The sequence below is a fragment of the Paenibacillus ehimensis NBRC 15659 genome, assembly GCF_004000785.1.
Lineage (GTDB): Bacteria > Bacillota > Bacilli > Paenibacillales > NBRC-103111 > Paenibacillus_G > Paenibacillus_G ehimensis.
Genome location: NZ_BILX01000003.1, coordinates 188,020 through 200,214, shown reverse-complemented (window position 1 = coordinate 200,214; position 12,195 = coordinate 188,020). Strand labels below are relative to the sequence as shown.

The window sequence follows — 12,195 nt, the reverse complement described above, 5'->3', positions numbered from 1 at the left end:
CGCATGTCCAGCCGATGACCTGGACGGCGGATCAGCGGGAGGTGAAGGGCCGGGTGCGGCTGACGCCGATCCAAGCATGGTTTTTCCGGCATCACGATGCGGCACCGCACCATTATAACCAAGCGGTCATGCTGTACCGGGAGCAGGGCTACGACGAGGCGGCGCTTCGGAAGACCATGCAGAAGCTGGCGGAGCATCATGATGCGCTGCGCACGGTATTCCGGCGGACGGAAGGCGGCTATGCGGCATGGACTCGCGGTATCGACGAGGGCGAGTTGTACAGTATGGAAGTCGTGGACTTCCGGCCGGCAGCCGAAAACGCCGCTCAAGCGATCGAAGCGAAAGCAAATGACATCCAAAGCAGCATCGAGCTTAGTACGGGACCGCTCATGAAGCTGGGGCTGTTCCGCTGCGCGGACGGAGACCATCTGCTGATCGTGGTTCACCATCTGGTTGTCGACGGGGTATCGTGGCGTATTTTGCTGGAAGACTTGGCTTCTGGCTATGAGCAAGCAGCAAGTGGTCAGGCGATCCGGCTTCCGGACAAGACGGATGCGTTCCGGACGTGGGCGGAGCAGCTTGCGGGTTATGCGAACAGTCCGGCGATGGAGGCGGAGCGGACGTACTGGCAGCAGCTCGAACAGCTCGAAAGCAAGCCGCTCCCCCGGGATTTTGCGCAAGCCGGGCAGGAGCAGGCACACGGGCTGATGCGGGACAGCGAAACGGTAACAGTGCAGTGGACGCAGGAGGAAACGGAGCTGCTGCTGAAGCGGACGCACCGGGCCTACAATACGGACATCAACGACCTGCTGCTGACCGCGCTGGGGATGGCGGTGTACCGCTGGACCGGAATCGAGCGGGTATGGGTCAGTCTGGAAGGGCATGGGAGAGAATCCATCCTTCCGGACATCGACATCACGCGTACCGTCGGCTGGTTTACGAGCGAGTATCCCGTCGCGCTGGAGATGGGAACAGGCGGCAGCTCGTGCGTCTCCGATACGCTCGCTTACCGGATCAAACGGGTAAAAGACGGCTTGCGCCAAATCCCGCACAAAGGAATCGGCTACGGCATCCTGAAATACTTGTCCGATACGTCGAAGAACGCACGGTTCGCAGCCAAGCCGGAAATCCGATTTAACTATTTGGGCCAGTTCGATCAGGATCTAACCCATAATGCGCTGCAAGTATCGCCTTATGCATACGGCGCAGAGATCGGCGGGCAGACCGCAAGGTCGTATGCGCTCTATATTAGCGGCAGTATCGCAGACGGAGAACTGGCGCTTACGGTCGGCTACAGCGGCAAGCAATACCGGCGGGAAACGATGGAACGCTTGGCCGGGCTATTTCATAGCAGCCTTCAAGAGATCATCGCACACTGCGCAGCGAAAGAGCGGCCGGAGCTGACGCCAAGCGACGTCGTTTTTAAAGGGCTTGCTTTGACGGAGCGGATGCGTCGGATCGGCGAGATCGAAAGCGTGCATCGGTTAACGCCCTTGCAGCAAGGAATGCTGTACCACCGGCTGCTTGACCCGGAATCGGAAGCGTATTTCGGACAAACGGCGTTTACCGTGCACGGAAGCTTGGATATCCAAGCGTTCAAGCAAAGCTTGGACGCCGTCGTACAGCGGCATGATGCACTGAGAACAAACTTGTATAGCGGTTGGAACGGTCAGCCTTTGCAGGCAGTGTACCGCAGCAAACCGGCCGATTTTGTGTATGAAGACATACGGGAGCGGGAGGAAAGCGAGCAAGAGGCACATATCAATGCCCTTATGAAAGCGGACAAGGTCCGCGGCTTCGAGCTAGGCGAAGAATCGTTATTGCGCGTTTCGATTGTGCAGACCGGCGACAAAACTTACCGTTTCTTGTGCAGTTTCTGCCAGATCGTGATTGATGGCCGGGATATGGCACGGATCATCGAAGAGGTGTTCGCCGCGTATTCCGCCTTCCGGAAGCAAGCCCGGCCGGAGCTTGGCCCGGCCACGCCTTACAGGCGGTATATCGAGTGGCTGGAGGGGCAGGACCCTGCCGCGGCATCCGCCTACTGGAGCCAGTATTTAGCAGGCTACGGCCACCAAGCCGTGCTGCCGCGGATCAAGGCTCGGGAACAGCAGGCGACAAGGTATGCGGCGGAACGGTTGACAACCAGCCTAGGAAAGCGGCTGATCCGGCAAATGCGCGCTACGGCGAAGCGGCAGCAGGTGTCTGTGAATACGTTGATTCAAACGGCGTGGGGACTGCTGCTGCAAGCCTATAACGGCACGGACGACGTTGTGTTTGGAACCGTCGTGCCCGTCAGACCGGCGCATGTGCCGGTGATGGAAGCGATGATCGGGGTATGCGGCAATACGATCCCGGTCCGTATCCGCAGCGGGGACGGAGCGACACTGGCGGACGTTATGCGAGGGGCCCAAGAGCAGGCGGCGGCATCCGAAAAGTACGCTATGCATCCGCTGTACGAAATCCAGGCGCTTGCCGTGCGAAAACGGGAGCTGATCAACCACATTCTGGTGCTTGAGACCGATAGTTCGCCTTCGGCCGCGGCCGAAGCGGCGGCAAAGGCGGCCGGGCTCGAAATGAACGGGTTCCGGACCGAGGGACACACGAGCTATGATCTGACTGTGATCCTACAGCAGGGCGATGACATGCGCATCCAATTCGATTACAATGCACAGGTATATGAGCGGGAAGCGATGGAACGCTTGCTGGGACATTGGATGCGAATCATGGAACAGCTCGCCGCGAATCCGGACGTCCGGGTGCAGGAGCTTCGGCTGCCGTCCCCTGCCGAACGGAAACGACTGCCAACAGGATTGGGCGGTTCAACGGCGAAGCCGCCGCAAGGAGCGGCCGGGCATTCGCTTTCCACGGAAGGCGTCGCGAGCGCTTCAGCAGAGTTCGTGCCGCCGCGAACGCCGGTTGAAGCGAAGCTGGCGGAGCTGTGGCAAGAGGTGCTCGGAGCCCCGCGTATCGGGGTGAGGGATCATTTCTTCGAGCTCGGCGGGCATTCGATCAAAGCGATGCAGCTGACCGAAAAGGTTAACACCGTCATGGGGGCAGCGCTGTCTCTGCGTGCCGTCCTTGCCGCGCCGACGATTGAAGAAATGGCGGGGCTGCTTTCTTCCGGACTTCTGCAGGCTGACGGCGATGGCCCGATGAAGCTGAACGAGCGGGGACGGATGAACGTCTTCTGCTTCCCTCCGTCAGCAGGCTACGGGATCGTGTATGCCGAAATGGCCAGAATGCTGGAAGAGCAATATGTCGTCTATGCATTCGATTTCATCGAAGGATGGCGCGATTACGAGGAGATGTTAAACCGGTACGTCGATGCGATTGTAAGCGTTCAACGCGAAGCGCCTTATGTTCTGCTTGGCTACTCCCTGGGCGGCAGTTTGGCCTTTGAGGTCGCCAAGACGATGGAGCGCAGGGGATATGCGGTATCGGATATTTTGTTAATCGATGCCGACAGAAGGGACAGGACAGAGAAAAAACTTTCCGACGAAGAACTGGAACGAGGCGTCGATGACATGCTCCGAATTGTCGCCGAACGGGATGCGTCTTTTTTGGCAAATCAAGCCGACCGGGAAAAGGCCAGAACTAAAATTTTGGCTTATGCCACCTATAGCGTTCAACTCGTCAATGAAGGCGTGGTCCAGGCCAACCTGCACGCTTTCGTTACGGAAATGAAAAACGCCAGAGCCGCGGATTGGAAGGAGGCAACGACAGAGCAGGCCTTGGACTATGACCTGATTGGCGGTCACCTTGACATTTTTGAACCGGCCCATATTGAGCATAATGTTCATCTGATCCGGCTCGTCTTGCAGGATATCGTTCGGGGCAAATCTCTCACTGCGGACTCCGCAAGCTAACGGAAAGCCCTCTTGTTTCAGCCTATTTGGCAAAACAAGAGGGCGCTTTTTTTACAAGACAGGAACACTAGTTTGCATTATGGGTTACTTTTTAAACGTAATGATCTGGACTAATTTTCTTGAATCGCCGGTCAAGGATACTTTGTTCCCTTTAGAGTCTCTGCCTGCCATCTGGGAAGAACCGCTGCCATCCAGAAAAATTCCTTTATACTTACTCGTGCCGTTGTCTGTTTCCGTAATTTTAAAGCGATCTTGGATTGCGGCCCTGAAATTGCTTGCGGAAGTTGCATTATTCGTGACAATGAGGTATACGTCCTTTTCGTAGCCTACAATTGCTGACCTTTGGGCATCTCCGTTCGGATTCGGGAGTTTTTCTCCTTCGATTTTGGTTTTCCACTTCGAGTCACCCAGATTCATGGACACACCGCCCTGGGCCCACCACGGCTTGTTTTTGTTGGTGCCTGTGATTTCGGTGTAAAACTTCACCTTTTGCACGGAGAAGCTGTCTCCATTCCATACAAGCGTTCCCCGGGGGTCTGTGGAGCTCAGATTGCTTCGGCCGTCCGAGTATCCCGGCTTTTCGGAAGCGGGAATCAGCGGCACCCCGTTTTCGATCGCGATGGAAAACGTCTTATTCTCGCCGTTCATCGGGAAATATCCGCCGTTGATTCCTTCATAGCCGGAGCCTTTCAGATTTTTTTTGTTGGCAAGGCTTTTAAATGTAATGTTGTCGGCTCGCGTTTGCATGATATGAAGCTCGATGCCTTTGGCTTTATGGGTTGAGTACGAATACGATGCGCTTGCTGCGGCCTGCATCCCTTCACTTGCTGTTTCTGCCACTTCGGAGCTTCCATTTGCCATAACGGCTTGTCCCGTGAAAACGGCAGTCAACAGCATAGTGGCAAACGATAAAGAAAAACGGCGTTTTAATTTTTGCATACAATACGATCCCCTTACGTTTTGGATTTGAAGTGCGGTGTTAAAAATACTATACAGCAGGAAATGGATCTTGAAGGAATCCGAAGGATCTCGCAGAAAAACGGCAATCTCTTGCACGAAAGTTGTCGAATGAAGTTGGATTGTCTGGTACAATATGGATAACCCTGCGGTAAGGAGTGAGAGAGATGCCTGACGAAACCTATGCCTTGCAAGTACGGATTGAGCCTTGGGCGGAAGCTGATCTTGATCTGCTGTATCGCTTGAATACACGGGAGATGCTGGAGCATCTCGGAGGCCCGGAGACGGAGGAGCGGCTTCTCGCGCGCCACAAGCGGTACGTTGAGATCGAACGGAAAGGGACTGGCCGCATGTTCGGCATCGTCCTGCTGCCAAGTCACGAAGCGGTCGGCAATATCGGGTACTGGGAGCGGAGCTGGCAAGGAGAGACCGTGTACGAGACCGGATGGGGCGTTCTGCCGGCATACCAGGGCAAAGGCATTGCGACCATGGCAGCCGCCGCCGCCATAGCCAGCGCCAAGGCCGAGCGGAAGCACAGGTACATGCATGCTTTCCCATCCGTCGATAACCCCGCTTCAAACGCGATCTGCCGGAAGCTTGGTTTCCTGTTCGTCGCCGAATGCAGCATCGAATACCCGCCGGGGAGCACCATGCGATGCAACGACTGGCGCTTGGATCTTGACGCAAGTTAGTTCCTGAAATGGGGTGAATTCCAAAAGTGGAAGCGTTGATTGAGGAATACGGCCGCGGTTATAAGTTGCTGCGGGAAGCCGTCGAGGGATTGACGGTAGAAGAGCTTCGTTTTAAACCGGGGCCGGACAAATGGAGCATTCATGAAATTCTCATTCATCTTGCAGATTCCGAGCTGGTCTCGACACAGAGGCTGAAAAAAGTGTTGGCGGAGGACGAGCCGCTTATCATGTCGTGGGAACAAGACGTATGGGCAAAAAGCCTCGGATATGAAGCTGGACCGCGAGCAGCATCTGCTGCTGTTTCAATTGCTGCGTGCCCATATGCAGCCTATGCTGATCCATCTGACAGCCGAGCAAGGCGACCGGGTAGGGGTGTATGAAGACGGAGGGAGGTTCACCTTTCGTCAAATGTTGGAATACCGCGTCAAGCATGTTCGTATACACCTTGCGCAGATGGAGCGAGTGAAAGAGGAGTATTGTCACAGCCGGGTATAAGCTTTTTTTGAGGCCATCCCAGCGGTTGGGCATGGCCTCATGCTATCGTTTCCGCCAGATTACCCTTCCAGCACATCCGCGCCCAATTCGCCCGCAATCTCCATCATTTTGGGGATCACCGCTTCATTGGTGCCGGATACGTAAATATCCCCCTGGTAATGCCGGAAGGGGATCTTGATCTCGCCGCAGCTCCACATGAAAAAATCTCCCTCAATGGACATGGTCGTAGCCCCTGTCACCGTAAACACCGAGGTATAGACAAAGTCGGGCTTGGACGAAAAATACCGTTTGCACTCTTCCAAAGAAATGCCCCGCTCCGAAGCTCCATTTTCCTTAAATTCTCTTGTAATCCGATATCGTTTGCTCATTGAAATCCTCCCGTTTCGTTCGATTATCTGCCATTTCGCCCATGCAACCTGCTTCTGTGTTACCCCGGCGCAAGCGCATTGTTCAAATAGTTATTCCCGATGAGGATGTCATGGACTCGTTGGAGCGTGCTCCCGGTTCTCGGGACGTCTGCGGTTCTATAGAGCAGCAGCCACCGGAGACATGCAATCGCTTCAAATCTTAGCATTTCATCGGCATCGAATGCGCTGTTCGATAAATACGCATTCCGAAAAGCAGCGGCCAGTTGTTCGCCATGGTAAATATGGATTAAAAAGCTCGACCAAGCCAAATCGTACCTGGCGTCCCCCAGTTGCGCATTGGTCCAGTCGATGATGGTGTACCTTCCTTGGTTGTCCAGAATGTTGCCTAGGTTAAAGTCGCCGTGAATCAGCTTGTTTTGTTTCAGTCCGGACCTCGCGACCAACCGGAGGAGTTCGTCCCGGATGTCCGGATGCTCTTCAATTCCCGGATAGAAATAGGGAATGAAATCGTATGTTTTAAGGTGCTTCGTCTCCAGCTCCTCAACCGGTAATTGGTGTAGTGCTAACAATAAGTCAGCGAAATCCATTGCATGTTGGCCCGTCATTGTTGTCGGCGGACTGCCGTCGTAGCTCGTTAACAATACCTTATGCCGGGAAGGGGTGTATCCCCATCCGTAAGACGTGGAGACGGAAATCCCTTTGTCCCGGAGTACGGCCAGCAGGCCATGTTGAAAACGGACATCGGGATTTGAATCCTTATTCCACAGTTTCAGCACAACGCTGTCGGTGCGGGAACAACATTTGAATACGCTGGCTTCCAATCCGGCCGGTATCGGGCTAACGGCTAGTTCTTGACCCAGCAATTCGTCAACGTAGCTCGTTTTCTCGACCCAAACCACTTCACTCAGGCGCTCCACATCCGATCTCCTTTCTTGTAGAGACGAATATATTCATGCTAAGCATGAGATTCCGGAGATCTCCCGATCAAGCCGTAATAAAAAAGCCGGTTCAAGTCTTGAAGCATGGAGGGATTGGCTTGCTGCATAAATCCGGGGCGCGCCAAAGCCTCTTTGAACAGCCGGATATACAGCAGAGCGGCTTCCATTGAAAGCCCCGGGTCAATGTAGCCTTCCTTTTTTCCTTGATTAATCAATTTTTCGAAAAAAGGCAAGGATTTGTTTTGGTAGAATTGTTCCAGGTATTCGCGGATCGCCGGATCGCCGGCCGTTGCCCGAATGAGGTTCACATTTAATTGGTTGGCCATTTCCGTGCGGTCGCACAGGATCAGATCCATTTTTTGCTGGAACGGAATCGTTCTTCCTAAGATGTCTTCGTATTTTTCCAGCGACTTATCCATGTAATGGATGAATGTCATTCGTATGAGCTCATCCCGGCTGCCAAAATAATTATAGATGGTGACCGGAGAGACGTTGGCCTTTTTGGCGATATCGGCGATACTCAGCTTATCGAGCTCGTAAGTGAAAATTAAATCGAAGGTCGTTTTGAGAATTTGTTCTTTCTTCTTTTCCGTACGAAGCCGGTACCCGTTCATGTGTTCACCTCGCAATTACTATACTAAATGATGGGTAGCGAATCAATTTGTGAAAGGAAAAAAACGGTTGAGTCCGGTCCTCTTTTTGTATATTATGAATAATATGAATTAAATTTATTCATAATGTACAAAAAAAGAGGTGCTCAAAGATGAGACTCCCAAACGGTACCGGTCCGATCGGATCAAAGCCGGGCATACCGGGTCCGCGGTCAGTGTCAGGCTGGAAAATGAATATGCTGCGCTTTTTCCGCAGCCCGTTTGCTTACCAGCGCCTGTTGTACGATACGTATGGCAACCTGGTCGCCTTGAACCAAGGCGATAAACCTTCCGTGGTTTTTGCCTTCGGACCCGAGCATAACCAACAAATCGTTACGAATCCGGATTTCTTCGAGATCAGCTCCGAACTGGTCAAGGTGCCGAAGGAAACCGTCTTGGGGCAACTGTTTTATCATAACCTTCCCCTCATGTCCGGAGAAAAGCACAAGCAGCACCGCTGTCTGATGCTGCCTGCCTTTCATCATGAACGGGTCATGCGCTACGGCGCGGAAATGGTTCGGCTGACCGAGCGATTGACGGACGAGTGGCAGGGGCGGGCCGAGATCGAGCTTAATCAAGAAATGAAGAAATTGACGCAGCGGATTGCGTTGAAGACGCTGTTTGGCGTCGCGAACGAAGAAGAACTGGATGAGATGGGGACGTTGATCACGCAAATGACGAAGTCGATACTGTGGGTCACTCTCGCACCCGTGAATCTGCCTTATTCGCCGTATCGCCGGGCTTTGCGTGTTGCCGAACGGTTGAATGTCCACATTCGTTCCATGATCAAGCGGAAAAGATCCGAGCCGGATGCGGCCGATGTCCTTGCCTCTCTGGTTCACGCTCACGATGAGGACGGCGCGAGGCTTACGGATGAAGAATTGGTCGGACACACGTTTACTTTGTTTGTCGCAGGACATGAGACGACGGCCAATGCGCTGACTTGGACGATTTTTCTGTTGAGCCAGCATCCTGACGTGATGTCCGACCTGCTGGAGGAGCTGCATGGGGCAGTGGGGGAGGGCGAGCCGGCTCTGGAAAAACTGAATAGTTTGCCTTTGCTCGAAGGCGTGGTGAAGGAAAGCCTGCGCTTGATGCCGCCTGCGCAGATCGGAGCCCGGGTGACGACGGCATCGTGTGAGCTGGGAGGCGTTACGATACCGCCGAACACGAATGTTTACTTCAGTCAATTCATCACGCACCGGCTGCCCGAGCTTTATGAAGAGCCGAATCGTTTTGAACCCGGGCGCTGGAGCACGATGAGGCGAACTCCGTACGAATACCTGCCGTTTAGCGCGGGGCCGCACATGTGTATCGGCTGGGGCTTCGCCATGCAGGAGATGAAAGTGGTGCTTTCGATCCTCCTGCGCCGCTTCCGGTTTTCCGTTGTTCCCCGCGCCGTAATTAGCCCGAATCTGGTCATGCGTCCTGTGAACGGAATGCCGATGCGCAGCGTTCCCCAAGACGGCAAATTCGGACGAGAGCCGGTTCGGGGAACCATCCGGCAACTGGTCGATTGGTAGATCCTATTGCAGCCCAAGCTCTTTGCAAAGCTCGACCAATTGATGCACGCCATAAAACTGTTGGCGATTGCGCTGATGAATGCTGACCAGCGCATTTTCCGTGATCTTCTTCGCTTGTTCGATGCTGTGATGCTCCACGGCCTGGACGATTTCTTTCATATTCTCCAAAAAATAGACAGTTCTGCGCAGTGTGCGGATGAGCAGGATTTGCCGTACATGCATCGGCGTGAAAATCCGGTAGCCGTTCTCGGGGTCGCGCTCCGGCGAGATGAGTCCTTCCTTTTCCCAATGCCGGATGGCCGAATCCTGCACACCTGTGAACGCGGCGGCTTCACCAATGCTCATGTGGGTTTTCGGCTTTTTATTCGCGGCGAGCGGGAGCTCCGGATTTTGCAGCAGCTCCAGCGTCTGGTCGGCAACGGCCTTTTCGTGATGCAGGTTCGCCTGCTCTTTATTCACGAGCCAGAAAGCGGTGTCCACATCTCCGCTTTGCACGAGGCGGAGCACTTTGCAGGTGAGCCCGACGCCAAAGGCGGGAAACATCGCGCGCAGGCAGCGAAAGTAAGCCAAATGCACCTTGGTATACAGGCGGTACCCGTTCGGAGCGCGGTCGGGGGCCGGAACGACGCCCCAAGACTCGTAATGCCGCAAAGCGCTCGTACTAATGTGCAGTTCTCTGGCAATCTCAATCGGCTTGTAATACCGCATCTCCGGTCCTCCTTCGTGAACGAAGCAAAGGTAGATTTTTACTATACCAGAAGCGTCCCGCTTAAGCAAACCTTGAATTAAAAGATTGAAGTGATGAGATAAACTATATGTCCTACATGTCGCTATCTGAAAGGTTGGTGAGAACCTACCTTCGCACTTGCATGAATGTTATACAATGGATGATGAAGGTGAATTTTTACGATGAGTGGAAAAGGAGAGCGGTATGAATATTGTACATGAGCTGCCTGATTTAGAGGAGTATTGCGAATTAAGGAGCACCGCGGGTCTGGGCGCAACCGATGCTTCCGCAGCCCGGACGGCCTTGCGGCATTCGATCTTCTCGGTGGTTGCAAGAGACGAAAGTTTGAAGCTTATCGGCATGGGAAGAATCATTGGCGATGGAGGGTGTTTTTTTCAAATCGTCGATGTCGTTGTCGATCCTTCCCTCGAGCGCGAACCATTAACCCGGCTTCTAATGAACGAGCTGACGGATTACTTGGAGCGCCACGCCCCCAAAGGCGCCGATGTTCTTCTGATGGCCGATGTGCCGGCTGTCGGCTTGTATCAGGAATATGGCTTTGGGTTCACCTACCCGCAATCCATCAGCTTGCGCAGAACGCTGTAAAGCGATCCCAATCTCTCATGATCTTATTTCCTGAGAGGTTGGGATTTTTTCTATGCTTAACTCTGCGGCGTAGGAATTTCGCCGTTAACCGCGAAATTAATAATTTGGAAAATTACATCAACATCGGGGCTATGCCCGTACAACCTTAAAGGAGTCGGATTCCCAATGAACGAACCGGACTGGAAAGAAGTAGAGGAAAGGCTTTACCATGAGAGTGTTTCTGCTATAAAACAGTTTTCGGTTGAGCATGCAAACGAAGAAATCTGTTACTTCGCCTTTGATTCTGAACCATACTATGGTTACGTGCTCCTATGCTTTGACACGACAGAGAACTCTGTTAAGGAGGCGAAACGTTCTGCCGAGTGGGCGCTTAACTTTACTGCTAAATCCATCGAGACAGGCATGAAGTGGCAAATGGCGAATTCTTACATGACCGGCGCCAATGTACTGCCATTTACCAACAATACCGGCGATTTTAAATATCAGGGCTACACGCAGGTCGATTTTGAGGGCTGGCATGAATTTGCAGACAGTGACGCTTACCCTGAGGGATACTCGGAAGAGCAGGATTATTTGGAAGGTAATCTGTCCATTGTTTTCTGGAAAGTCATTGACCGGCTGATCCGGGAGAATCATTTTTCCGTTCTGAAAATGGCCTCCCCGTTTTTCTTAGGTTACGGGTTTCATGATCAGGACCCGGTTCTGCTCAGAATTATCAATTGGGGCAATGAAGAGGGAAAGATGTGACGCAGGAATCCATATTTTTTTAATATAAGACTAAGACCTTCAAGCCCCTTGAAGGTCTCTTTTGCCTTATCCGGTCGTCGGTCCCGCGGCAAGATGCCGAATTCAGGACATATGTCCTTTTCGAATCCTCCGAACTATCATTTAATAATGGAAAAATGTATAGTTGGGGAGAGGGAAGACATGCGAGGGAGCTTATTTGCGTTTTTAGGCGGGGGCTTTATTACCCTGCAAGGAGTAGCCAACTCCCGGATTAGTCAGGATATCGGCACATGGCAAGCGGCAACGCTTACCCAGTTCACCGGATTCGTCGCGGCGCTGCTGATTCTGCTCTTCGTCCGCGACGGAAGTTGGCGGGGGTTCAAGCAAGTAAAGCCGATGTATTTGACCGGCGGCGCTTTCGGCGCGGTCGTTATTTTCAGCAACGTCACGGCGATTCATCAGATCGGCGTCACGCTGACGATTGCCGTTCTGCTGATCGCACAGCTGGGACTGACCTTCATCATTGACTGTAAAGGGTGGTTCGGCGTGGCCAAGCAGAAGATGGGGCTGCCGCAGTTCATCGGGATCGCCATGATGATCGCCGGTGTGGTCATCCTAAAATTTTGATCGCTGCAAGTTGAGGT

At 53.3% G+C, this 12,195-nt stretch carries 13 protein-coding genes; 8 read left to right on the top strand and 5 right to left on the bottom strand.

The genetic code is table 11. The features are described from left to right. Positions 1-14 precede the first annotated feature (14 nt). Entirely contained in the window at positions 15-3,869 is a 3,855-nt protein-coding gene (locus PEH01S_RS36090) for a condensation domain-containing protein (protein WP_407669412.1), read from the top strand. Between the two features lie 84 nt (positions 3,870-3,953). Here PEH01S_RS36090 and PEH01S_RS03035 read toward each other — a convergent pair whose 3' ends face one another. Then, positions 3,954-4,925 carry a hypothetical protein gene (locus tag PEH01S_RS03035; protein WP_127483901.1) on the bottom strand — a complete coding sequence of 324 codons (972 nt, stop codon included), beginning with the start codon at positions 4,923-4,925 and terminating at the stop codon, positions 3,954-3,956. A 68-nt stretch (positions 4,926-4,993) separates the two neighbouring features. On the opposite strand from PEH01S_RS03035, the gene PEH01S_RS03030 reads away from it, so the two are divergent. From PEH01S_RS03030 to PEH01S_RS35985, 3 genes are read left to right on the top strand one after another with little or no spacing between them, the layout of a single operon-like run. Then, positions 4,994-5,518, top strand: a complete 525-nt coding sequence (locus tag PEH01S_RS03030) for a GNAT family N-acetyltransferase (RefSeq protein WP_127483900.1) — start codon at positions 4,994-4,996, stop codon at positions 5,516-5,518. Between the two features lie 26 nt (positions 5,519-5,544). Then, positions 5,545-5,898, top strand: coding sequence for a DinB family protein (locus PEH01S_RS36085; RefSeq protein ID WP_407669410.1), 354 nt, complete (start codon positions 5,545-5,547; stop codon positions 5,896-5,898). Then, positions 5,786-6,013: a DinB family protein gene (locus tag PEH01S_RS35985; protein WP_307720063.1), complete on the top strand. Its 228-nt coding sequence runs from the start codon at positions 5,786-5,788 to the stop codon at positions 6,011-6,013. Before PEH01S_RS36085 ends, PEH01S_RS35985 begins: the two co-directional genes overlap by 113 nt. A gap of 59 nt (positions 6,014-6,072) precedes the next feature. Here the strand turns inward: PEH01S_RS35985 and PEH01S_RS03020 are convergent, their stop codons facing one another. The 3 genes from PEH01S_RS03020 to PEH01S_RS03010 are packed head-to-tail and all read right to left on the bottom strand — an operon-like array spanning position 6,073 to position 7,933. After that, on the bottom strand, positions 6,073-6,381 hold the full coding sequence (locus PEH01S_RS03020; protein WP_127483899.1) for a hypothetical protein: 309 nt from the start codon (positions 6,379-6,381) through the stop codon (positions 6,073-6,075). A 59-nt stretch (positions 6,382-6,440) separates the two neighbouring features. After that, on the bottom strand, positions 6,441-7,298 hold the full coding sequence (locus PEH01S_RS03015) for an aminoglycoside phosphotransferase family protein (protein ID WP_164827654.1): 858 nt from the start codon (positions 7,296-7,298) through the stop codon (positions 6,441-6,443). A gap of 38 nt (positions 7,299-7,336) precedes the next feature. Further along, positions 7,337-7,933 (bottom strand): TetR/AcrR family transcriptional regulator, encoded by a 597-nt coding sequence (locus PEH01S_RS03010; protein ID WP_127483897.1) that lies wholly within the window; start codon positions 7,931-7,933, stop codon positions 7,337-7,339. A 149-nt stretch (positions 7,934-8,082) separates the two neighbouring features. On the opposite strand from PEH01S_RS03010, the gene PEH01S_RS03005 reads away from it, so the two are divergent. Beyond that, positions 8,083-9,492, top strand: a complete 1,410-nt coding sequence (locus PEH01S_RS03005; RefSeq protein WP_127483896.1) for a cytochrome P450 — start codon at positions 8,083-8,085, stop codon at positions 9,490-9,492. A gap of 3 nt (positions 9,493-9,495) precedes the next feature. On the opposite strand, the gene PEH01S_RS03000 is transcribed toward PEH01S_RS03005, so the two are convergent. Continuing rightward, a complete protein-coding gene (locus PEH01S_RS03000; protein ID WP_127483895.1) occupies positions 9,496-10,200 on the bottom strand; it encodes a TioE family transcriptional regulator in 705 nt (234 codons plus the stop codon). Positions 10,201-10,423: 223 nt separating this feature from the next. Here PEH01S_RS03000 and PEH01S_RS02995 point away from each other — a divergent pair, with 223 nt between their 5' ends. From PEH01S_RS02995 to PEH01S_RS02985, 3 genes are all read left to right on the top strand, one after another. After that, positions 10,424-10,825 carry a GNAT family N-acetyltransferase gene (locus tag PEH01S_RS02995; protein ID WP_127483894.1) on the top strand — a complete coding sequence of 134 codons (402 nt, stop codon included), beginning with the start codon at positions 10,424-10,426 and terminating at the stop codon, positions 10,823-10,825. Between the two features lie 165 nt (positions 10,826-10,990). Then, the gene (locus PEH01S_RS02990) at positions 10,991-11,572 is read left to right on the top strand and encodes a hypothetical protein (RefSeq protein WP_127483893.1); all 582 of its coding nucleotides are present in this window, start codon (positions 10,991-10,993) and stop codon (positions 11,570-11,572) included. A gap of 180 nt (positions 11,573-11,752) precedes the next feature. Then, positions 11,753-12,178: a DMT family transporter gene (locus tag PEH01S_RS02985; RefSeq protein WP_127483892.1), complete on the top strand. Its 426-nt coding sequence runs from the start codon at positions 11,753-11,755 to the stop codon at positions 12,176-12,178. Positions 12,179-12,195: the final 17 nt, after the last annotated feature.